This is a genomic window from Stutzerimonas stutzeri, assembly GCF_000219605.1.
Classification (GTDB): Bacteria; Pseudomonadota; Gammaproteobacteria; order Pseudomonadales; family Pseudomonadaceae; genus Stutzerimonas; species Stutzerimonas stutzeri.
This window is the reverse complement of sequence record NC_015740.1, coordinates 3,381,388-3,401,651: the sequence shown is the minus strand read 5'-3', so window position 1 is coordinate 3,401,651 and position 20,264 is coordinate 3,381,388. Positions and strand designations below refer to the sequence as shown.

The 20,264-nt window shown below is 64.7% G+C and carries 19 protein-coding genes; 6 read left to right on the top strand and 13 right to left on the bottom strand.

What is annotated here, in order from left to right:
• Window positions 1-125 precede the first annotated feature (125 nt).
• Window positions 126-1,460 carry an imelysin family protein gene (locus tag PSTAB_RS15790; protein ID WP_011914225.1) on the bottom strand — a complete coding sequence of 445 codons (1,335 nt, stop codon included), beginning with the start codon at window positions 1,458-1,460 and terminating at the stop codon, window positions 126-128.
• 167 nt (window positions 1,461-1,627) lie between these two features.
• Between PSTAB_RS15790 and PSTAB_RS15785 the strand changes: the two genes are divergently transcribed.
• Together PSTAB_RS15785 and PSTAB_RS15780 are read left to right on the top strand one after the other, a co-directional pair.
• On the top strand, window positions 1,628-2,200 hold the full coding sequence (locus PSTAB_RS15785) for a LemA family protein (RefSeq protein WP_019406971.1): 573 nt from the start codon (window positions 1,628-1,630) through the stop codon (window positions 2,198-2,200).
• Window position 2,201: 1 nt separating this feature from the next.
• Window positions 2,202-3,095 (top strand): GIDE domain-containing protein, encoded by an 894-nt coding sequence (locus PSTAB_RS15780; RefSeq protein ID WP_013983726.1) that lies wholly within the window; start codon window positions 2,202-2,204, stop codon window positions 3,093-3,095.
• A 6-nt stretch (window positions 3,096-3,101) separates the two neighbouring features.
• Here PSTAB_RS15780 and PSTAB_RS15775 read toward each other — a convergent pair whose 3' ends face one another.
• From PSTAB_RS15775 to PSTAB_RS15760, 4 genes are all read right to left on the bottom strand, one after another.
• Entirely contained in the window at window positions 3,102-3,785 is a 684-nt protein-coding gene (locus PSTAB_RS15775) for a spermidine synthase (protein WP_013983725.1), read from the bottom strand.
• Between the two features lie 105 nt (window positions 3,786-3,890).
• Window positions 3,891-5,951: a putative bifunctional diguanylate cyclase/phosphodiesterase gene (locus tag PSTAB_RS15770; protein ID WP_013983724.1), complete on the bottom strand. Its 2,061-nt coding sequence runs from the start codon at window positions 5,949-5,951 to the stop codon at window positions 3,891-3,893.
• 290 nt (window positions 5,952-6,241) lie between these two features.
• On the bottom strand, window positions 6,242-6,823 hold the full coding sequence (locus tag PSTAB_RS15765) for a superoxide dismutase (protein WP_003299885.1): 582 nt from the start codon (window positions 6,821-6,823) through the stop codon (window positions 6,242-6,244).
• Window positions 6,824-7,225: 402 nt separating this feature from the next.
• Window positions 7,226-7,834, bottom strand: coding sequence for a LysE/ArgO family amino acid transporter (locus PSTAB_RS15760; protein WP_013983723.1), 609 nt, complete (start codon window positions 7,832-7,834; stop codon window positions 7,226-7,228).
• A 92-nt stretch (window positions 7,835-7,926) separates the two neighbouring features.
• On the opposite strand from PSTAB_RS15760, the gene PSTAB_RS15755 reads away from it, so the two are divergent.
• A complete protein-coding gene (locus PSTAB_RS15755) occupies window positions 7,927-8,817 on the top strand; it encodes a LysR family transcriptional regulator ArgP (RefSeq protein ID WP_013983722.1) in 891 nt (296 codons plus the stop codon).
• 9 nt (window positions 8,818-8,826) lie between these two features.
• On the opposite strand, the gene PSTAB_RS15750 is transcribed toward PSTAB_RS15755, so the two are convergent.
• Entirely contained in the window at window positions 8,827-9,099 is a 273-nt protein-coding gene (locus PSTAB_RS15750; protein ID WP_013983721.1) for a hypothetical protein, read from the bottom strand.
• 360 nt (window positions 9,100-9,459) lie between these two features.
• Between PSTAB_RS15750 and PSTAB_RS15745 the strand changes: the two genes are divergently transcribed.
• On the top strand, window positions 9,460-10,359 hold the full coding sequence (locus PSTAB_RS15745; protein ID WP_013983720.1) for a hypothetical protein: 900 nt from the start codon (window positions 9,460-9,462) through the stop codon (window positions 10,357-10,359).
• Window positions 10,360-10,416: 57 nt separating this feature from the next.
• On the opposite strand, the gene PSTAB_RS15740 is transcribed toward PSTAB_RS15745, so the two are convergent.
• Complete coding sequence (locus PSTAB_RS15740) at window positions 10,417-12,327, bottom strand: autotransporter domain-containing esterase (protein WP_013983719.1); 1,911 nt, start codon at window positions 12,325-12,327, stop codon at window positions 10,417-10,419.
• Window positions 12,328-12,683: 356 nt separating this feature from the next.
• Between PSTAB_RS15740 and PSTAB_RS15735 the strand changes: the two genes are divergently transcribed.
• A complete protein-coding gene (locus PSTAB_RS15735) occupies window positions 12,684-13,880 on the top strand; it encodes a GGDEF domain-containing protein (protein WP_013983718.1) in 1,197 nt (398 codons plus the stop codon).
• Window positions 13,881-13,908: 28 nt separating this feature from the next.
• Here the strand turns inward: PSTAB_RS15735 and pncB are convergent, their stop codons facing one another.
• The 4 genes from pncB to hmpA all read right to left on the bottom strand — a co-directional run bounded on the left by pncB (window position 13,909) and on the right by hmpA (window position 17,379).
• Window positions 13,909-15,108, bottom strand: coding sequence for a nicotinate phosphoribosyltransferase (gene pncB / locus PSTAB_RS15730; protein WP_013983717.1), 1,200 nt, complete (start codon window positions 15,106-15,108; stop codon window positions 13,909-13,911).
• Between the two features lie 403 nt (window positions 15,109-15,511).
• Entirely contained in the window at window positions 15,512-15,682 is a 171-nt protein-coding gene (locus PSTAB_RS15725) for a con-10 family general stress protein (protein WP_003290130.1), read from the bottom strand.
• Window positions 15,683-15,893: 211 nt separating this feature from the next.
• The gene (locus PSTAB_RS15720; RefSeq protein WP_013983714.1) at window positions 15,894-16,151 is read right to left on the bottom strand and encodes a hypothetical protein; all 258 of its coding nucleotides are present in this window, start codon (window positions 16,149-16,151) and stop codon (window positions 15,894-15,896) included.
• A gap of 49 nt (window positions 16,152-16,200) precedes the next feature.
• Window positions 16,201-17,379, bottom strand: a complete 1,179-nt coding sequence (hmpA, locus tag PSTAB_RS15715; RefSeq protein WP_013983713.1) for an NO-inducible flavohemoprotein — start codon at window positions 17,377-17,379, stop codon at window positions 16,201-16,203.
• A gap of 254 nt (window positions 17,380-17,633) precedes the next feature.
• Here hmpA and PSTAB_RS15710 point away from each other — a divergent pair, with 254 nt between their 5' ends.
• A complete protein-coding gene (locus tag PSTAB_RS15710) occupies window positions 17,634-17,858 on the top strand; it encodes a DUF2188 domain-containing protein (RefSeq protein WP_013983712.1) in 225 nt (74 codons plus the stop codon).
• 13 nt (window positions 17,859-17,871) lie between these two features.
• Here PSTAB_RS15710 and PSTAB_RS15705 read toward each other — a convergent pair whose 3' ends face one another.
• Window positions 17,872-18,720: an urea transporter gene (locus PSTAB_RS15705; RefSeq protein WP_013983711.1), complete on the bottom strand. Its 849-nt coding sequence runs from the start codon at window positions 18,718-18,720 to the stop codon at window positions 17,872-17,874.
• 93 nt (window positions 18,721-18,813) lie between these two features.
• The gene (gene pyk / locus PSTAB_RS15700; protein ID WP_013983710.1) at window positions 18,814-20,229 is read right to left on the bottom strand and encodes a pyruvate kinase; all 1,416 of its coding nucleotides are present in this window, start codon (window positions 20,227-20,229) and stop codon (window positions 18,814-18,816) included.
• Window positions 20,230-20,264: the final 35 nt, after the last annotated feature.

The following is a 20,264-nucleotide window of genomic DNA, read 5'->3' as shown; positions in this document are numbered from 1 at the left end:
CAGCCTAATCGAAATGGAATAAGAGGGATTTGCATTTGAGGATGCGGCGGATTGCAGGCTCCGCCGCCGGTTGTTCGCCGAACGGAGACACGGGCGCCAGCGCGCGGCGCCCGTGCCGCTCCCGATCAGAATTCGTGATCGGCGGTGTCCGGGTTGAGGTCGCTGATGCCGAGGGCAGCAGCAGCCTGTTCGATGGACGCGGTCTGCTTGACCAGCGCGGCGATCGCGTTGCGCACCTTTTCCTGGCCTTCGGCATTGTCGGCGGCGATCAGCTGGTCGAAGGCTTCGCCGTTGTTGGCGCTTTCCACCAGCACCTGCAGCTTGGCTTCGGTGCTTTCCAGGTCGGTCTTCAGCGTGCTGTCCACCTCCGGGCTCACGCCCTGGACCAGCGAGGCCAGGCTCGGACCGGTCAGGGTGCTGCCGTCGACGCGCTTGTACTCGCCCAGATAGACGTTGCGGATGCCGCGGGCATTGTAGAAGTGCGAGTTGTGGGTGTTGTCGCTGAAGCAGTCGTGCTCGTCTTCGGTGGAATTGGCCTCCAGGGCGACCTTCATGCGCTCGCCGGCCAGTTCGCCGAGCGACAGGCTGCCCATGCCGAACAGCATCTTGCGCAGGCCGTTCTCCGCCGATTCGGCTTCCAGGCTGGCGCGATAGTTCTCGGCGCCCGGCTGCCACTGCTCGACCATCTCCTGCAGATCGCTGACCAGCAGGTCGGTGGCCACCTTCAGATAGGTACGGCGACGGTCACAATTGCCGCCGGTGCAGCCCTCGCCTTCGACGTAGTCGGTGTACGGCCGCTCGCCCGCACCGGGACCGGTGCCGTTGAGGTCCTGGCCCCAGAGAAGGAACTCGATGGCGTGGTAGCCGGTGGCAACGTTGGCCTCGGAGCCGGCCAGCTCGTTGAGGCTGGTCAGCAGCTCCGCGGTGATCTCGCTGGTGTCGATCTTGTCTTCGCCGACCTGCAGCTCGGTGTTGGCGATGATGTTGGCATTGGCGCCCGGGTTGCCCAGCGCATGCTGGTAGTCGCCTTCGACGTAATCGATCAGGCCTTCGTCCAGCGGCCAGGCGTTGAGCTGGCCCTCCCACTCGTCCACCACCGGGTTGCCGAAGCGGAACACCTCGGTCTGCATGTAGGGCACGCGGGCGGCCAGCCAGGCCTGGCGAGCGGCCTGCAGGGTTTCTTCGCTGGGGTTGGCGAGCAGGGCGTCGATGGCCTGCTGGAGCTGCACTGCGGTGGCATGGGCATCGCTGAACACGGCCAGCGCCAGGTCGGCATAGTGGCTGACCACAGCCTTGGCGGCCTTCTCGTCAGGCTTCTGCGCTTGCTCGGCCGGCACGCTTTCGGTCGTGCTCTGCGGGGCCGCGGTCTGGTTCGTGGGCGTCTTGTCTTCACCGCAACCGGCGAGGGAGATGGCCACGGCGAGAAGGCTGGCGGTTGCCCAGATGGGGGTGCGTAGCATGTGCGGGTTCCTTTGCGTGCGAGTGAACGAAGCCGAGGACTGCTCGGAAGCGGTCAATAATGCGAAAGATTTTCATTTTGTGCAAAGCCAATGCGTGCGCCGGCTCTCTATCGCGTTACGCAGCTGCCGATAGAATGCTGGCGTTCTGGAATTGCCTGGAGAAAGGGATGAGCTTGAGTATGGTGGTTGTGCTGGTGGTGCTGTTCCTCGTCGCCGCCTATGGGGTGATCCTCTACAACGGTCTGGTGCGTCTGAAGCATGGCGTCGGCAAGGCCTGGGCGAACATCGACGTGCTGTTGCGCCAGCGCCATGAAGAACTGCCCAAACTGGTGGAGACCTGCCGCCAGTACATGCAGCACGAGCGCAACACGCTGGAGCAGGTGATCAGTGCCCGCAACGCGGTTTCCAGTGCGCGCGAGCTGGGCGATGTCGGCGCGCTGGGGCAGGCCGAGACCGGACTGCGGGCCGGGCTTGGGCGGCTCTTCGCGCTGGCCGAGAACTATCCCGAGCTCAAGGCCAACGACAGCTTTCGGCATCTGCAGCAGCGTATCAGCGGCCTGGAGAGCGGCATCGCCGATCGCCGCGAGCTGTACAACGAGGCCGTGAACCTGAACAACGTGCGCATCGAGCAATTTCCCGATGTCGTCCTTGCCCGTGCATTCGGTTTCAAGGAGGCGGCGCTGCTGCAGTTCAGCGAGGCGGAGAAGGCCGACGTGAACCTCAAGGCGCTGTTTGGCTGAGATGGATCCCGGTCAGCTGTTCACTTACGTCCTGGCTGCAGCCCTTTGCGTCGGCGGCGCATGGATATGCATCGATCGCTGGTCGCGTGCGCGCCATCTGCTGGACACCCCGACATCGCGCATTCGGTCAGCGGCCCAAGGCTATGTCGAGCTGGTCGGCGTGCTGCGCGAGCTGGCGGTGCCACAGCCAGTGGCGCCGCTGACCGGCGAGCCTTGTCTGTGGTGGCGTTACCGTATCGAGGAGTACCGCTCCAATGGCAAGCGCAGCAGCTGGAACGTGGTGGAGCGCGGCACCAGTGAAGCCTGGCTGCGTCTGGCCGACGCCACCGGCGAATGCCTGATCGATCCGCGCGGCGCGGACGTCCATCCAGCCTTTCGCCGGGTCTGGACCGGCGATCTGCGCCACCCTCGTGGCGTTGCGCCGAGCGGCTGGCTGGGTCTGTTCAGCAGTGGCAAACGCTACCGCTATACCGAAGAGCGGCTGCACGAAGGCGAGCCGCTTTACGCCATCGGCGATTTCCGCACCCGTGGTGGCGGTCGGCACGGGCTGGATCTGCCCGCCGCCAAGCGCGAGGTGATTCGCGAGTGGAAGGGTGATTTCGCCGGTCTGCTGCAGCGTTTCGACAGCAACGCCGACGGCCAGTTGGACGAGCAGGAATGGAGCCGTGTGCGCCTGGCGGCGCGGCTCGAGGCCGAAGACCGGCATCGCCAGCAGAGCACGGCGCCGGCGTTGCATCACCTGGCGCGGCCGGCGGAGGCACTGCCTTTCGTGCTGTCCAGCCATGGCGAGGACGTGCTGGCGCGACGCTTCCACTGGCAGGCGGCGGGCGGCGCGCTGATGTGTCTGGCAGGTGCGCTGTGGCTGGCGTTGCAGCTGGGGGTGACGGCCTGGTAGGGCCGCTCAGCGCTTGCGCTTGTCGGCAATCCAGATGGTATGTCGGGTGCCGCGGTTGCCATGGGCGTACACCTGCACCTCCTCGGCCTTGAAGCCGGCTCTGGCGAGCTTCTCGGAAAAGGCCCGGTCAGCGCTGGCCGACCACACCGCCAGTACGCCGCCCGGCCGCAAGGCGCGGGCGCAGGCATCGAGGCCATCCAGCGAATAGAGCCAGCTGTTGCGCTTCTGCGTCAGGCCCTCGGGGCCGTTGTCGACATCCAGCATGATCGCATCGAAGCCCTCTGGCTGAGCCCGGAGCAGTTCGGCTACATCCTGGTTCAGTACCCGGGTGCGAGCATCGCGCAGCGGATGGCCGGACTTCTCGCCGAGCGCGCCGCGGTTCCATTCGATGACCCCGGGCACCAGCTCGGCGACCAGTACCTCGGCGTCCGCGCCCAGCTGGCGCAGGGTCGAGGCGAGGGTAAAGCCCATCCCCAGCCCGCCGATCAGTACTCGAACCTGCGCTCGGCTGGCGATCCGTTTGCAGGGGATTTCCGCCAGCGCGTCTTCCGAGCCGTGCGTGCGAGTGTTCATCAGCTGGTTGCCGTTGCCACCCTGGATCTTGATGACGAAATCGTCGCCATATTCGAACAGACACAAGGCGCCCCCGGCGGGAATGGCGGCGGTATCCAGCAGTACGAAGCGTTTCATGGGCGGCTCGTCGTCGGCCGCGATGGGCCAGAAGGGCGCCGAGTGTGGCGCAAGTCGCTGGCGCTGGCCAGCGCTTGGGCGCTGCATGCCAAAGTGGCCGCGCGACTAGCGCAGCTCGGAGTTGCCCGCTCGGTCGAAGGGCGCCGACTGGCGCAGCAGCAGGTCGAGATCCCGCGCCGGCAGGGGCTTGCTGTAGTAGTAGCCCTGGCCTTCCTGACAGCCCTCGGCGATCAGGTAGGCTTCCTGCTCAGGAGTTTCGACGCCTTCCGCGATCACGGTCATGCCGAGGCTTTTGCCCAGCTGGATGATCGCCCGGACGATGGTTGCGCCCTCGTCCTGACCGATGTCCTGCACGAAGCTCTTGTCGATCTTGATCTTGTCCAGTGGCAGGCTTTTCAGATAGCTCAGCGAGGAATAGCCGGTGCCGAAGTCGTCGATGGCGATCAGCGCGCCGGAGCGTCGCAGGCTGTGCAGGTTGTGCGCCGCCGCGTCGATATCTTCCATCAGGCCAGTCTCGGTGACCTCCAGTTCGAGGGTCTCGGCGGGCAACTGATGGGCCTGCAGCAGCTCGCCGATCATGGCTGGCAGCTGCGGATGACGCAGCTGCACGGTGGACAGGTTCACCGCCACACGCAGCCCGGTATGCCCCTCGGCGTGCCACTGGCGCAGCTGGCTGCAGGCCTGGTCGAGCACCCACTTGCCGATTTCGATGATGCTGCCGTTCTGCTCGGCCAGAGGTATGAACAGGTCCGGCGGTACCAGCTTGCCCTGCGGATGCTTCCAGCGAATCAGCGCCTCGACTCCGGTGATGCGGTTCTGCCGGTAGTCGACCTGCGGCTGGTAGACCAGGTGGAACTCGTTGCGCTTGAGGGCTTCGCTGAGATCCTTCTCCAGCTCCCGCCGCGCGCGCATCTGGCTGTCGATGCTGGCGACGTAGAACTGATAGCGGTTGCGTGAGCGGCTCTTGGCCAGCGTCATGGTCTGCTCGGCCTTTTGCAGCAGCTTCTCGGTATTGTCACCATCCTCGGGGTACAGCGTGATGCCGATGGTGGCGCGCAGACGAATCGGGTGGCCGTCCAGGTCGATCGGATTATCCAGGTCGTCGAGCACGGCCTGGGCCAGTTCGGCAGCCTCATAGGGTTGTTCGATGCCGCTGAGCACCAACACGAACTGGTCACCGCCCAGCCGCGCCAGTGCACCCAGGCGACCCGCCGATTCGCGCAGGCGATCCGCCAACCCCTTGAGCAGGCAGTCGCCTGCCTGGTAGCTGTACTGCTCGTTGATGCCCTTGAAGTCGTCGAGCCCCAGGCAGAGTACGGCGACCCGTCGTTGCAGGCGGCGCGCCTCGTCGAGGATATGGTCCAGCTGGCTTTGCAGCTGTTGCCGGTTAGGCAGGCCGGTCAGGGAGTCGTACTGGGTCATGCGATGCAGGCTGCTCTCGGCTTCCTGGCGCAGGTGCATGTTGTGTTCGATGGAGGCCAGCAGGCCGTTGGCGGTTTCCACCCAGAGGCCCAGCTCGTTGCGCTCATGTCCTCGGATCATCGGCAGTTTGTGCTCGCCGGGGCGGTCCGGATTGATCTGTGCCAGGTGCTCGATGAGCTTGGTCAGCGGGCGGGTCAGCAGCCACTGGTAGATCAGGAAGAGCACCAGCCCCAGGGTGAGGGCGCGCAGAATGCCGACGATGAAGATGACGATGGAGTCGTTGACGAATTCCTGGCCGTACTGGGCCGTGTCCAGGGTGATCCGCAGTTCGCCGTAATACTCGTTGTAGGGCGGCTTGCCGATCAGCGGAATGGAGAACTGGCGATCCTGGTGAAGGATCGGGTCGGTCAGCCAGCGGGTCGGCAGGCTGATGGGCGGGCGGATCTTCAGTGCCAGCATGCCTTCGTCCGGGTGGCCGATCGAGGCCATGCGAATCGATTCGTGCTGGAACAGGCCTTCCATCACCTGCGCGCCCATTTCCCGATCCAGGCTGTAGATGGCCTGGGTGGAAGGATCGCGCGTCATGCGCAGGATGCGCTGGGCATCGGCCTCGATCAGCTGGCGCGTCTTGTAGGCGCCGAAGATGATCTGCGCGCAGCTGAGCACCAGCCCTACCGCCAGCGCCGATAGCAGGACTACACGCAGGAGCTTCCGTGACAGGCTATTGCGCATTTCCAGCTTCAAATGAAGGTCCTTTTCCGTGCCGACGCGCGGTTGCGGAAGTATTGATAGTCATTCTGCAATCGTCAAAGAGGCAATTTACACCGGTAAGTCAGCAGCGGCGACTGTGCAGGCAGTGCCTTGCGTGATGCAAGCGCGGCCCGTCATCCGAAGGAAACATTGCATAACGGGCGCGCATGCAGTAGCGCTACGGCGTCCTGCCCTGCATCTTTATAGCGGCAGGCCGTGCCCGAGCCTTAAATGAAAATGCCCGCATGAGCGCGGGCATTTTGATTCACTGCTGGGGCTTGGGCTTAGCCTGCGAAGTTCTTCGCGACGAAGTCCCAGTTCACCAGGTTCCAGAACGCTTCGACAAACTTCGGACGGGCGTTGCGGTAGTCGATGTAGTAGGCGTGCTCCCAGACATCGCAGGTCAGCAGCGGCTTGTCGCCTGCGGTCATCGGGTTGCCGGCACCGATGGTGCTGGCCAGACCCAGGCTGCCGTCGGACTTCTTGACCAGCCAGGCCCAGCCGGAGCCGAAGGTGCCGATGGCGGTCTTGGTGAACTCTTCCTTGAACTTGTCGAACGAGCCGAAGGAGGCGTTGATGGCATCAGCCAGGGCGCCGGTCGGCTGGCCACCGGCGTTCGGCGCGAGGCAGTTCCAGAAGAAGGTGTGGTTCCAGACCTGGGCGGCGTTGTTGAAGATGCCACCGGAAGAGGTCTTGATGATGGATTCCAGATCCTTGCCTTCGAACTCGGTGCCCGGGATCAGGTTGTTCAGATTGGTCACGTAGGCAGCGTGGTGCTTGTCGTGATGGTAGTCGAGCGTCTCGGCGGACATGTGCGGCTCGAGGGCGTTCTTTTCGTAAGGCAGCGGCGGCAATTCGAAAGCCATGATGTATCTCCTACTCAGGTGTCGAGGATTGATGCGGCCAGCTCGGAGGGACGTGCGGGGTTTGCCGGCGTTGCCGGTGAGCAGGCGATGCATCGCGTCCTGCTCTTACCTCTGTCGTTCCCTTCGCTCGCTACATGCTTGCGCAATCTCTGGCCGTTCACGGTCGGCCGAACAGACAGACTGAAGCCTTCCGCTCCATGTCTGCGAGCCAGCGATCATAGCACCCGACCTGCGGCAAAACCACGCGGCAACTGTATGGACTATTGGTTCCAGAGCGGTTGCGGCGCGGCGCCTCGGTTGCGGACGATCGGCTGTGCCTTGCGTGGACCGCAGGGCAGACGATGGCGTTCCTTGGTCAGTGCAAAAAATGGACGTGGCAGGGCGCCGCAGCGTACCGCCAGTTCAGCCGGCGAATGCGAGTTGCGCGGCGATGGCGAACATCATGGCGGCCACGCCGAGGTCGATCAGGCGCCAGGTCAGCGGGCGGGCAAGCCAAGGCGCCAGCCAGGCACCGCCCAGGGCCAGTGTCATAAACCAGAGGGTCGACGCGCTGGCCGCGCCGAGCGTGTAAGCGCCCGGTTCCGGTTGCTGCGCGCCGAGCGTGCCGATCAGCACCACGGTATCCAGATAGACATGTGGGTTGAGCAGCGTCACCGCCAGCGCTGCCAACAGCACGGCGCGCAGGGGGCGAGGCTGTGCATCTTCGCTGCGCAGGCTCTGCGGTCTGGCCGCGCGGCGCAGGGCCAGCGTGCCGTACCAGAGCAGAAAAACCACGCCGCCCCAGCGGGTGGTCTCCAGCAGCAGCGGGCTGCTCGCCAGCAGTGCGGCCAGCCCGAACACTCCGAGGCTGACCAACAGGACATCGCAGACGATGCACAGCGCTGCTACCGGCAGGTGGTGTTCGCGGCGCAGGCTCTGGGCGAGCACGAAGGCGTTCTGGGCGCCGATCGCCATGATCAGCCCCGCCGCCACCAGAAGTCCGTTGATATAGCTCTGCCAGATCGCATTCATGCCGCACGCCTCGTTCGTTTTCTGCTGGCGAGTCTGGGCATCGGCAAGCTATAAGAGAAACCAATTATGCTCAGGTGGCATTAGGAAAACTGATGTTCGATTACAAATTGCTGGCTGCGCTGGCGGCGGTCGTGGAACAGGCGGGTTTCGAGCGTGCCGCCCAGGCATTGGGGCTGTCGCAGTCGGCAATATCGCAGCGGATCAAGCTACTCGAGGCACGCGTCGGTCAGCCGGTATTGCTGCGTGACACGCCGCCCAGGCCCACCGAACTGGGCCAGCGCCTGCTCAACCATGTGCAGCAGGTACGGCTGCTCGAACGCGACTTGCAGGGACAGGTCCCGGCGCTGGATGAAAACCGCCTGCCGGAACGCCTGCGTATCGCCCTCAATGCCGACACGCTGGCGACCTGGTGGGCGGGTGCAGTGGCGCCGTTCTGCGCCGAGCACCGGGTGCTGCTCGATCACGTCGTGGAAGATCAGGCGGTCGGGCTCAAGCGCATGCGCGCAGGGGAGGTTGCGGCCTGCGTCTGCGCTGCGGAGCGACCGGTGGCGGGCGCGCGCAGCCAGTTTCTCGGGGCGATGCGTTATCGCGCCCTGGCCAGCCCGGCGTTCATCGAGCGACATTTCCAGCGGGGCGCGCGTGCGGCGGACCTGGGGCGTGTTCCTGCCGTGGTGTTCGGCCCGGACGACCAGCTGCAGCATCGCTACATGGCGGCGGTCGGCGGCGGGGAGATCCTCCTTCACCACCTGTGCCCATCGTCAGAAGGCTTTGTGCGCCTGTTACGAAGCGGGCTCGGCTGGGGTCTGGCACCGGAGCTTCAGATGCGTGGCGAACTTGCGCGTGGTGAGCTGGTCGATGTGCTGTCCGGGCCGCCGATCGACGTGCCGCTGTACTGGCACCACTGGCGTAACGGCGGACAGCTGCTCGACGAGCTGACTCGGCATCTGGTGCGCTGCGCCAGCGACTGGTTGCTGGTCGAGTGATGGTCTGGCTCAGGCGAGCACTCGCTGGCCTCGATAGATGCGCACGCTGCCGCCGCTGCTGGCCGCGTGGGATACCGGCGGCGGAGCGGGCGGTAGCTGGTCGCTGAAGACGGCGAGCTGGCGCCCGAGTTCGCGCGTCAGTTCATCGTTCGAACGCATGCAGCCGGCAAGCATGGCGGTCACGGCGTCCGGCTGGTTGAGGTGGATGTCCAGTTGCTGTTCGTCGCGAAGTCTGCGACGCAGGCTGCGCATGCAGTCGATCACTGCCTTGTTCAGCTCCATGCTGTGTTCCTCGTGATTGCCCTAAGGCCCGACATCCCTGTCAGAAGTGTCTATCCGCTGGCACGGGTGATGGAGCAAGCGGCGTACCAATTTGCTGGCTGCGTCTCATCAGGAATGTGACGGGCAAGCGAAACGCCCGGCTGGCGAGGCGTGCAGACTGTCGAGCCATCGCCGAATCAGTCCCGGCAGCTGTCGGCGATCGATCCGGTGCTGGCTTTCACTGCACCGTGATGCGCGTCAGCGCCCTCGCGATGCTCTACCTCGGTGCATCCAGGGCGGCAGACGCGAGTCGCTGATGGCCGCGCCCCGAACCGTTTATACTGCGCGCTGTTTTTCGCACCGCGCCATCGAAGGTAACCCATGCGCAACGATGCTCACGACGAACTGGACAACATCCCCAGCCTGACCGCAGGCCGTGACCGTGTGGAGCCCTACCCGGCGCCGGATCTGGAGCCGATTCGCAAGGGCTCGGGCGATTACACCGACGACACCCGTCCGCGGCAGAAGCGCCGCCCGGCCAGCGGTGGCAAGGCGAGCACGGCGCCGCTGTGGGTCGTGGTGCTGGCTCTGCTGATCAGCCTCGGCGCCCTGGGCTGGTGGAGCTATCAGAAGATCGCGATGCTGGAGATGCAGCTGGTCGCCACGCAGGAAAGCTTCGCGCGGATCAGCGAGGACGCCGCCGGAAGGCTGCAGGACATTTCCGGCAAGGTGGTGGCGACCGAGTCCAACGTCACCACCGAGAGCGAGGCGGTGAAACTGCGGATCAAGCAGCTCGAGCAGCAGGCCATCGACCTTGCTCGCCAACAGCAGGCCTTTGCCACCGAGCAGCAGAGCCTGGCCGGCCGGCAAGGCAATCAGGATCAGCGCATGGAAGAGCAGGGCAAGCGCCTGGAGCGGCTGGGGGCCGACGTGCAGAGCCAGCAGGGCACCACCGCATCGCTGGCCGAGACGGTCAAGACCCTCGGTAGCGAGCAGGCCACGCTGAAGTCTGCGCTGGACGAGCAGGCCAAGCTGGCCGGACGGATCGACAGCCTGAGCAAGGACGTGGCGGTGCTCAAGCAGGGTGGTAACCAGAGTCAGGCGATCAGCCGTCTGGAGCAGGACATCCTGGTGCTGCGCAGCGAACTGGAAAACCGTCCGGCGCCTGCCAACAATACCAATACCGCCGAATTCGATTCCTTCCGCGCCCAGGTCACCCGCACCATCAACGCCATGCAGGGGCAGATTGCCAACCTGCAAGGGCAGATCGACGGGCGCTGAGTTCGCCGCGCTCGGCCGCCGCGCGCATTCGCGGCGGCGGCCTTTGAGCGTCTCCCTCTACAGATCCAAGGCCAGCGACAGTCCGAGCCCGTGGTCGCGGTTGTCGTTTCCGCGGTAATGGTAATTGGCACGCAGCGCCAGGCCGGGCGTCAGACGGTGCGTCAGGCCGACGCTGAAACGTGTCTGGTCGCCGGTCGGCACCGCTCCGGGCAGTTCGAAACTGTTGCCCGGCACGCTGTTCAAGGACATGCGCAAGTCGCGGCGGTCCTCATCCTCGCGTTCCACCTCCCGTGCCACCTCGCCGAACAGCCGCGTGCGTTCGGTCAGGGCATAGTCGCCGAACAGGCCGAGCGACAGGCGTAGCGAGTCCAGCTCCTGATCGTCATAGCTCAGGGCAGTGGAGCGGGCGCCTTTCTCGCTGTATCCGTCGACGTCCACTTTCTGGTAGCTGGCACCGATGAACGGCCCGAACTGCAGGCGATCGCCCGGCTGCATCAGGTTGAAGCCGGTCTTCACCGCGGCGCCCCAGAGGGTTCCCTCAGTGTCGCCCTTTTCCGTGCGCTCGGTGATGCCGAGGGCGAAGGTGCGCTTCAGGTCGTGGTAGTCCAGGTAGCCTGCGCTGAGGCTGAAGTCAGCGAACAGGCGCTGATACTCGTAACGGGCGAACGCCGTGGCCAGATAGCTGCGCATGTCGTAGTCGGAGTCGTTTCGACCCAGCTCCAGCGAGTTTTCCGCCAGCCCGAGGCTGACGCCGGCCAGCCAGGCTTCGCTCAGTCGATGGGTAACACCCAGCGACAGGCTCAGACCATGTCCGTCTCCACCACCGTAACCGTCGTACTCAGGTCGGTTGTAACCGCCCTGAACGAAGGTGCGCCATGCGCCGACCGGTTGCCAATCGCTACGCAGAGCGGCCAGCTCGGTATCCAGCTGCTGCAGGTGGGCGCGCAATGCGGAGCGGCCCATCTCCGGCAGCAGCGAGACTTCCCAGGGCGCGGACAGGATTGAATAGAGGTAGTCGGCGCTGATCTGGTGAACCGCGGTGGTTGGATGCACGGCGTCGTTGAACAGCAGGCGGCTTGGGTCCGGCGCGCTGCCGCCGAGGCTGTAAACCGGATCTGCCTGGCAGTTGCCGGCCGATGCGTCGAAACACACTGCGGTCTGCGCCACGTTGGGGTCGAAGCCGAACGCCGCCAGATCAGCGCGCACCTCGGCGAGCAGCAGGCGATTGTTCACCAGTACGTAGTTGCCGCCCTGGGCTTGCAGTTGGCTGGCCAGCTCGGCATTGAACTGGTCGCTCAGGAAGTTGAACGTCGCAGCCTGCCCGGTGAAGGCGCCCAACGGCGTGGTACCGACGTCGGGCAGATCGGAAACGATGATGTAGCGCGCTCCTGCTGCCTGCAGGGCGCCGACGCCAGCCACCAGATTGCTCGCGGCTTGGGCCATGGTCACCGGGTTGGTGTTGAGCTGGAAGATGTCGTTGCCGCCACCGTTCAGGTAATACAGGGCATTGCTGTCGACTCGCGGATTTTCCCGCAGATAACCGGGTCGGGTACGGCTAAGGCCGCCTACCTCGACGATGGAGTCGCCGTTTATCGAGTCGAGTATTTGATCGGTACGGTAACCGCCCACTGCATAGTTGGTCCCGTCGGGGTTGCCAGTCAGCAGCGCCGGCAGCAGCGGTGTGGATGGCAGGGACTGCAGACCCAGCATGCCGGCCAGTCGTTGGGTGCCGACCTCGCCGATGTATTCGCCCGGTCCGTAGGTGGGGCCGGTGCGGTTGGTGAAGCGCAACCCCCCGGTGGGGTTGCCGCCGAGCGTCGGGCTTTGTAGATCCGGAAAGTTGCCCGCATCGCTCAGCGAGTCGCCGAATACGATGAACTGGCTGAACGGCCCGCTATCGGCAGTAGCGACGCTGGACACGCAGGTGAGCAGAACGGCTGCCGCAAGCGGCTTGAGAGCGCTTTGCACGGGGGTATCTCCTTATTGTTCTTTTTGTGGATACGTCGACTCGCAGACGGGGCGGGCGACCCGGTCACGCTACTGGCTGGTGTCCGTGCCGATAAGCGCTCAAAAGGGCGATTGTTCCTCAGTGGCGCTACCTCTAAGGAAGTAATGGCTGTTTGCAATCAATTCATTGTCCTGGCTCAAGGGAATGCTGGGGTCAACTGGCTACCATCGGCTCCGCTTGCGCCTGGGGTGATGCTTTCGCCCTGCCGAGTAGTCGCCGCTTTGAAATGGATTGAAGAGCCGCCATCGGTATTCGGGAGTCGCCGGAGGCGTGCCTGCTGCGAACAGACCGTCCCAGCTGGGAGCACAACAATAAGATGCCATCGCCCCTCGATTTGCTGCTCAACCGCCTGACAACGCTGCTGCCCAGCGAACTCAAGCCCAATGAACTGCGCCATCTGCTGACGCCGGGTCGCCATCCGTTGCTGCTCTGCCAGCGCCGGGCGACGCTGATCGTCAACCGTGTCCGCCTGTTCGCTTTTCTCTTCGCGGTGCTGACGCCTCTGTGGAGTCTGATCGACCTGATGGTGTTCGAGCCGCGGTTGTGGCTGGCGTTGGCCGGGTTGCGCATGATGGCCTGCCTCGCCTTCACCGGACTGCTCTTGTTCTACCGGCCGAGTGGCAATCTTCTGGATGCCTACCGCGCGATCGCCATCCTCTTCGCGATACCTACGATCTTCTACATCGCGTCACATACCCTGCTCGGCAGCTATCAGCTGGCGCAGTTCTCGGCCGTGGTCGGTGCGGGCTATGCCTTCCTGCCGTTCGTGCTGATGGCCGGGCTGACCATCTTCCCGCTGACCCTGGTGGAGAATCTGGTGCTGGCCAGCCTGCTGCTGCTGGCCCAGGCGTTTGCCGGCTGTCTCAGCTGGGCCACGCTCAACTGGCCGTCGTTCGCAGGGGCGTTCTGGTTGCTGATCCTCATTGCCGGCGTCACCAGCCTGGCAAGCATGAGTCAGCTGGCATTCATGTTCGCGCTGGTGCGCCAGGCGATCCGTGATCCGCTCACGGGGGTATTTTCCCGTGGCAGCGGTGAGGAGATCCTGCGCCTGCAGTGGGATAGCGCGCAGCGCAAGGACGGCGCGCTGGCGCTGGCCTTCATCGACCTGGATCATTTCAAGTCGATCAACGACAACCACGGGCATGAAGCCGGCGACCAGGTGCTGCGCTGCGCGGCGCGGCGCCTGGTGACGACCCTGCGCGCGTCCGACAGCCTGCTGCGCTGGGGCGGCGAGGAGTTCCTGTTGATCATGCCGGATACCGACATGCAGCAGGCGCACCTGGCGCTCGAGCGTATTGTCGGGCAAGGCCTCGGCCTGCGCCCGGACGGCGCACCGCTGACCGCCAGCATCGGCCTGGCGGAGCGGCGCTGCGATCAGGTGGGCGACTACCGGGATCTGCTGGAGCTGGCGGATAAACGCATGTACTACGCCAAGACCGGCGGGCGCAATCGGCTCTGCGCAATGGAGCCGGATGCGGTGCTGCAGCAGGGGTCGCTCGCGCTGAGCGGCTAGCCGTAGGGTAGTGTGCGGCGCGCCCGGGTCAGCCGGCAGCGACGCCGAACACGTGGCGCAGGTAGCTGACGAAGGCTTCGTCGCGGCACATGGTCTTGCCTGGTGAGTCGGAGATCTTTGCCACCGGCTGGCCGTTGCAGGCGGTCATCTTGATCACCATGTTGGTCGGCTCCACTCCCGGAATGTCGCAGGTGAGCCCGGTGCCTATGCCGAAGCTGGGTCTACTGCGGTCGATCAGGGCGCGGTGGATGTGCAGTGCCTTGGCGAAATCCAGACCGTCGGAAAAGATCAGCTGACGGCTTTTCGGATCGATGCCGAGGCGCTGGTAGTGTGCGATGGCTTTCTCCGCCCATTCCAGGGGATCGCCCGAGTCGTGGCGCAGGCCATCGAACAGCTTGGCGAAGTACAGATCGAAGTCGCGCAGGAAGGCATCCATGGTGATGCAGTCGGTCAGCGCGATGCCCAGTGCGCCACGGTATTCGCGAACCCAGCAGTCGAGCGCCGCGACCTGACTGTCGATGAGGCGCGGGCCGAGCTGCTGGTGCGCCATGATCCATTCGTGGGCCATGGTGCCCATGGGTTTCACGTCCAGCGTGCGGGCCAGATGCACGTTGCTGGTGCCGACGAAACGGCCGGGAAAGTCGCAGCGCAGGCGCTCGACCACCATGGCCTGAACCGCGAAGGAGAATCGTCGCCGGGTGCCGAAGTCAGCCAGGGTGAAGCTGGCCAGCTCCTCGGCAGTCGCCTGGCTGCGCAGCCAGGCGAACTTTTCGTCCAGCCTGGCGCCCGCCTGTTCCAGCGTCACCTGCGCATAGCGCGCGCGGTTGCGCACCTCGCTGACGATGGCCAGCAGCGGTACTTCGAACAGGATCACATGCAGCCAGGGCCCGCGCAGGTACATCACCAGCTCACCGTCCTCGACATCCACCCGCAGGTAGCGGAGGTCGAAGCGGAACAGCCCGAGAAAGCGGATGAAGTCGGGCTGCATATAGGGGACGCGCTCGAGGAAGGCCAATTCCTCGGCGGACATCTGCAGCTCGGCCAGCGCTTCGATCTGGTGGCGGATCTCGCTCAGGTAAGGGCTCAGGTCTTCGCCGGAGCGGCTGCGAAAGGCCCATTCCACTTCCGCATTGGGGTAGTGATGCAGGACCGCCTGCATCATGGTGAGCTTGTAGAAGTCGGTATCCAGCAGGCTCTGGATGATGCGGTCCGAAAATGCGCTGCTCATCGGGTCGTTCCGTTCTGGACATCGGGTGATGGTAGCGGCAAATGGCGAGCAAGGCGCTGCCCGAAGGCCTTTGGCGTGTTGCCGAGCGGGTGCTGCCATTGGTCGACTCGCGCTGTCGATCAAGAATTCGAAAGGCGAACATGTGCGGTCGTGCAGTTGGTCGGAATATTATCGTCACGTAGCGCTCGTTGCGGGTTTTTGATGTTAACGGGCTGGCAAATATATATCGATCGCCATTGTTTAGTGTATCGATTTGATATCTATTCGATAGCAACTTAGCGCAGATTTTTTAATGCATACGGTAAAAGATAATAATATCTGTCGGTGACGGGTAGCGGCCTTTGTTAAATAAGAAAAGGCAGGTGCCGAAGCGCCTGCCTTTTCTGTTTTGCCGTAGCGTTAGTTAGCTGCTGCGGCCACCGCCGTGGCTGTTCTGGCCACCCTTGCGGCCGGCCTCGGAGGCCTTCTCGCGGTCATTGGCAAAGTTGCCGCCACTGTTGTGACCGCCCTTGCGGCCGGCTTCGGAAGCTTTCTCTCGATCGTTGGCGAAGTTGCCAGGGTTGTTATTTGCCATGTGTTTTTCTCCTCGATTGGATAGACACTTTCACAAACGGCTGAAAGAGAGAGATCAATCAGCCTTCACTGTCTCAGAGGGGGTATCGCCACAGGAGTTTCGCCCTGTTTCAAAGTGCAGACGAATGGTTTTCCTCATATGCAGTAGGACTATGGCGTGATGAAATTACAAGCGAAGCGGTAAATGGGCTTTGGCGTAGAAAAGAGTTCTGTTAATTGCAGCCGGTCAGCTTGGCCTGATAGGCGAAGCGCGCGTTTCGCTCGGCGAGCAGGCGCATGACGTATCCGATCTTCAGCGCCGTCGGGCCAAGTATGACCAGAGCGTGGGCAGCGACCACACTGCCCATCGCAAGCCGATGATCGAACAGATAGGCACCGCTGATGCCGAGCAGCAACAGCAGCACGCCACCCACCATGAAGCTGTTGGCCATGAACCACAGGTTTCGGGAACAACCGGGCTGGAACGGCATGACTGAATCTCCTCTGGAGGAGGCTCGCGTGGCGCGAGCCTCGAATGGGTCAATCGAGGGCTGATGCGGGACCGAAGAACTCGTAGCGCGTTTGCTGCTCCGGCACGCCAATGGCCTTGAGTTGCCGGCGCACGGCCGCCATGAACGGTTTCGGGCCGAGGAAGTAGGCGTCGACATCGCGGCTCTGCGGTAGCCAGTCCGCCAACTGCTGTTCGGTCAGCCGGCCGATGGCATCCGGTGCGTCAGCCGAGCCGTCGTGCTCCTCGTAGCAGTAGAAGCGCTGGAGCTGCGTGTGGCGCTCGGCGAGTGCGTCCACGGCGCGGCGGAAGGCGTGCACCCCGGCATTGCGCGCGCAGTGAATGAAGTGCACCGGCCGGGACGTCGCCAGCGCCTGCTCCAGCATCGCCAGGGTCGGGGTGATTCCTACGCCGCCGCTGATCAGCACCAACGGCTTGTTCCCGGGCGCAAGGGTGAACTCGCCTGCCGGCGCGAACAGCTCGACGATCGCGCCCTCCGGCATGTCGTGCAGCGCATTGGAGACCACGCCGCCAGGCTCGCGCTTGACGCTGATGCGATACTCGCGACCGTTGCCGGCAGCGGACAACGAATAGTTGCGGCGCTCTTCCTTGCCATTGATTTCCAGCCTCAGACCGATGTACTGGCCGGGCAGGAACTCCATCAGCGGCCCGCCATCCTCCGCTTGCAGGTGAAACGAGGTGATCTCCTCGCTCTCCTTGACCTTGCGCGCAATGCGGAACGGGCGCGCGCCACGCCAGCCGCCCGGCGCTTCGGCCTTGGCCTGGTAGAGGTGTTCTTCCTGGCCGATGAGCAGGTCGGCGAGCTGCTGATAGGCCGCCGCCCAGGCGTCGATTACCGCATCGGTGGCGATGGCCTCGCCAAGCACCTCGCGGATGGCGCGCAGCAGGCAATTGCCGACCAGCGGGTAATGCTCGGGTAGCACCTGCAGGGCGACGTGCTTGTTGATGATCTGTGCCACCAGCGGGCCGAGGGCGTCCAGCCGGTCGATATGCCGGGCGTACATCAGCACGCCGTTGGCCAGGGCGCGCGGTTGCTCGCCGCTGGCCTGGTGTGCCTGGTTGAACAGCGGGCGAACCTCGGGATGCTCGCTCAGCAGCAGCTTGTAGAAATGGTTGGTCAGGGCTTCGCCACCGCTTTCCAGCAACGGCACGGTGGCTTTGATAAGGGCGATCTGTTCAGCGCAAAGCATCGAATATTCCTCTGGTGGGAAAAACCGACGGTCGCCGTGGCGAACGTCATGCAGAGGGCTTTCAACAATCGTTCCAGCTCTGAAATTGACTTGAATCAAGGTTTTCGGGGCGTTGCTGGTGAAATTCACCCTGATTTGCACGGGTCATACGAACCCATGAGGGTGGAATGTACACTCCGCTTGCGTGCCGAACCTTCGTCGCCGTCCGGCTTTCCTATGGGAGAGCCCGAACATTTCATCAGCTGGAGAAAGGCATGGAGATCTATCACATCACCCATGAAGACGACCGTTGGGTGCTGCGCGAAGAGGGCGACCAGCGCGCCCTGCTCGAAGCGGCGAACCGGCAGGACATCCTCGACGAAACCCGGGACTACATGAAGTTGCGCACGGCGCTGGTCAAGGTGCACGCCGAGGGTGGCGACGTCGCCGAGGAGCACCGCTACCCGCAGGAACAGGACCCGCTGGCAACCGGAGGGTGATGCCTTTTGCTGGCTAATCGACCCGGCTGGGATGGGGTGCGCGCAGCGCCAGGCCCAGCCAGGTCGCCAGCAGGAACGGCAGGGTCAGGGCCGGCAGCCCCAGTTCGATGCACACCCGCCAGATCGCCACTGCGGCAACCATGCCCAGCAGCGGCAGGCGCCAACCGCCACGCCATTGCACCAGGGCCAGCGCGGCGAGGGCCGGGTTGAAACCGGCCTGGCCGTCCGCCCAGGGTGCGCCGAACAGGCCCGCAGCCAACAACCCCATCGCCGAGCCCGCCAGCAGCCACAGGGCATCGTGCAAGGAGGCCAGGGCCACGGCCGCCAGCAGGCAGGCGGCCGCGAGCGGCTGGTGGAGAAAGACCACCTGGCCGATACCCAGCAGCCAGGCGTCGCGCAGCGTCGTTGCGTCGGGTGCGGGGACATCGGGCGATGAAACCGACACCGGCGCGATGCACAACAGCGCGAGCAGGCCGATCAGCACGAAGGGCAGGGTGAAGCCCGGCAGGCCGCTGTTGTGGCGCAGTCGAGCGAGCAGCCAGGCCTGTAGCGGACAGCTGGCCAGCGCCGCCACGCCGACCAGCACCAGGCTGGCGCCTGACAGGCCCAGCTGGGTCACCAGCAGCGCGCCGAGCAGCGCGGCGTTGTAACCGTAGAGACCGTCGTCTCGATCAGCCTGCGGATAGCCGAGCCAGGTGGCGCCGAGGTGAGCGACCAGCACGCCGCTCAAGGCGCCGACGAGCAGTGCCGGGGCGCCACTGGCCAGCGCGAGCATGACCAGCGCTCCGCAGCCGGCATGGCGCTGCAAAAAAATCTGGGCGAAGGCATGCAGCACGGCGCGCAGGTGCGAAGAGTCGGGCATCGGCGAAATCCAGGCGAGCGCAAGGGGGCCGACCCGCAAGGGGTCGACGACTGCTGTCGTGGGGAGGTGGGCCGGGCCTGCGCCCGGCTCCATTCAGGGCAGGACTTCGATGCGCAGCGAGTTGGTGGTACCCGGCTGGCCCAGTGGCACACCGGCGGTGATCAGCACCGTATCGCCGCTCTCGGCCATGCCCTGCGCCCGTGCCAGCTCGACGGCGTGGCCGCTGACCTGCTCCATGTCGCGCATCGGCGCATCCACTACCGAGTACACGCCCCAGGCCACCGTCAGCTTGCGTGCGGTGGCGGTGCTGGGCGTCAGGCTGAGGATCGGCGTGGCCGGCCGCTCGCGCGAGGCGCGCAGGCTGGAACGGCCGGATTCGGTGTAGTTGACCAGCACTGCCACCGGCAGGATGCCGCTGATGCGGCGAATCGCGCAGCTGATGGCATCCGGCAGCGTCGCCTCGGCGTTGGGCCGGTGCACGTCGAGCTGCGCCTGGAAGTCCGGGCCGCTTTCCACCTGGCGGATGATCTTGCCCATCATGCTCACCGCTTCCAGCGGGTAATCGCCGGAGGCGGTTTCCGCCGACAGCATGACCGCGTCCGCACCCTCGGCCACGGCGTTGGCCACGTCGGTGACTTCGGCACGGGTCGGGGCCGGGGCGAAGCGCATGGATTCGAGCATCTGCGTCGCAACCACCACCGGGCGGCCGAGCTGGCGGCAGATGCGCACGATGTTCTTCTGGATGCGCGGCACGTTTTCCGGCGGTACCTCCACGCCCAGGTCGCCACGCGCCACCATGATCGCGTCGGACAGCCTGGCGATCTCGCGCAGGTGCTGCACCGCGGAAGGCTTTTCGATCTTGGCCATTAGGAAGGCCCGCTCGCCGATCAGTTTGCGCGCCTCCTGGATGTCCTGCGGGCGTTGCACGAACGACAGCGCCACCCAATCCACGCCCAGCTCGAGGCCGAAGGTCAGGTCCTGGCGGTCCTTCGCCGTCAGCGGCGAAAGCTCCAGCACCGCCTCCGGCACGTTCACGCCCTTGCGGTCGGACAGCTCGCCGCCGGCCACCACGCGGGTCTCGATGGCGTCGGCATGACGCTCGACGACCGTCAGGCGCAGGCGACCATCGTCGATCAGCAACTGCATGCCCGGTTCCAGCGCGGCGACGATCTCCGGGTGCGGCAGGTTCACGCGCCGGCTGTCGCCCGGTGTCGGGTCCAGGTCCAGACGAAAGGCCTGGTCACGCTCAAGGCGGACCTTGCCGGCGGCGAAACGGCCGACTCTGAGCTTGGGCCCCTGCAGGTCCATGAGGATGCCGATCGGCTGGTTCAGCTCCTGCTCGACCTGGCGAATCCAGGCGAAGCGCTCGGCGTGGTCGCTGTGCTCGCCGTGGCTGAAGTTCAGGCGGAACAGGTTCACGCCGGCCTCGACCAGTGCGCGCACGTCGTCGACGCTGCGGGTGGCCGGGCCGAGGGTGGCGAGGATCTTGACCTTCTTGTCGTGTGTCATGGCGGTGCTCTGGGGCAGTTGTTGTTCTGATGCGC

What these genes read in the sequence shown, in the direction of transcription:
- PSTAB_RS15790 (WP_011914225.1), bottom strand. Translation starts at nt 1,460, where the DNA reads ATGCTACGCACCCCCATCTGGGCAACCGCCAGCCTTCTCGCCGTGGCC.
- PSTAB_RS15785 (WP_019406971.1), top strand. Translation starts at nt 1,628, where the DNA reads ATGAGCTTGAGTATGGTGGTTGTGCTGGTGGTGCTGTTCCTCGTCGCC.
- PSTAB_RS15780 (WP_013983726.1), top strand. Translation starts at nt 2,202, where the DNA reads ATGGATCCCGGTCAGCTGTTCACTTACGTCCTGGCTGCAGCCCTTTGC.
- PSTAB_RS15775 (WP_013983725.1), bottom strand. Translation starts at nt 3,785, where the DNA reads ATGAAACGCTTCGTACTGCTGGATACCGCCGCCATTCCCGCCGGGGGC.
- PSTAB_RS15765 (WP_003299885.1), bottom strand. Translation starts at nt 6,823, where the DNA reads ATGGCTTTCGAATTGCCGCCGCTGCCTTACGAAAAGAACGCCCTCGAG.
- PSTAB_RS15760 (WP_013983723.1), bottom strand. Translation starts at nt 7,834, where the DNA reads ATGAATGCGATCTGGCAGAGCTATATCAACGGACTTCTGGTGGCGGCG.
- PSTAB_RS15755 (WP_013983722.1), top strand. Translation starts at nt 7,927, where the DNA reads ATGTTCGATTACAAATTGCTGGCTGCGCTGGCGGCGGTCGTGGAACAG.
- PSTAB_RS15750 (WP_013983721.1), bottom strand. Translation starts at nt 9,099, where the DNA reads ATGGAGCTGAACAAGGCAGTGATCGACTGCATGCGCAGCCTGCGTCGC.
- PSTAB_RS15745 (WP_013983720.1), top strand. Translation starts at nt 9,460, where the DNA reads ATGCGCAACGATGCTCACGACGAACTGGACAACATCCCCAGCCTGACC.
- PSTAB_RS15735 (WP_013983718.1), top strand. Translation starts at nt 12,684, where the DNA reads ATGCCATCGCCCCTCGATTTGCTGCTCAACCGCCTGACAACGCTGCTG.
- pncB (WP_013983717.1), bottom strand. Translation starts at nt 15,108, where the DNA reads ATGAGCAGCGCATTTTCGGACCGCATCATCCAGAGCCTGCTGGATACC.
- PSTAB_RS15725 (WP_003290130.1), bottom strand. Translation starts at nt 15,682, where the DNA reads ATGGCAAATAACAACCCTGGCAACTTCGCCAACGATCGAGAGAAAGCT.
- PSTAB_RS15720 (WP_013983714.1), bottom strand. Translation starts at nt 16,151, where the DNA reads ATGCCGTTCCAGCCCGGTTGTTCCCGAAACCTGTGGTTCATGGCCAAC.
- hmpA (WP_013983713.1), bottom strand. Translation starts at nt 17,379, where the DNA reads ATGCTTTGCGCTGAACAGATCGCCCTTATCAAAGCCACCGTGCCGTTG.
- PSTAB_RS15710 (WP_013983712.1), top strand. Translation starts at nt 17,634, where the DNA reads ATGGAGATCTATCACATCACCCATGAAGACGACCGTTGGGTGCTGCGC.
- PSTAB_RS15705 (WP_013983711.1), bottom strand. Translation starts at nt 18,720, where the DNA reads ATGCCCGACTCTTCGCACCTGCGCGCCGTGCTGCATGCCTTCGCCCAG.
- pyk (WP_013983710.1), bottom strand. Translation starts at nt 20,229, where the DNA reads ATGACACACGACAAGAAGGTCAAGATCCTCGCCACCCTCGGCCCGGCC.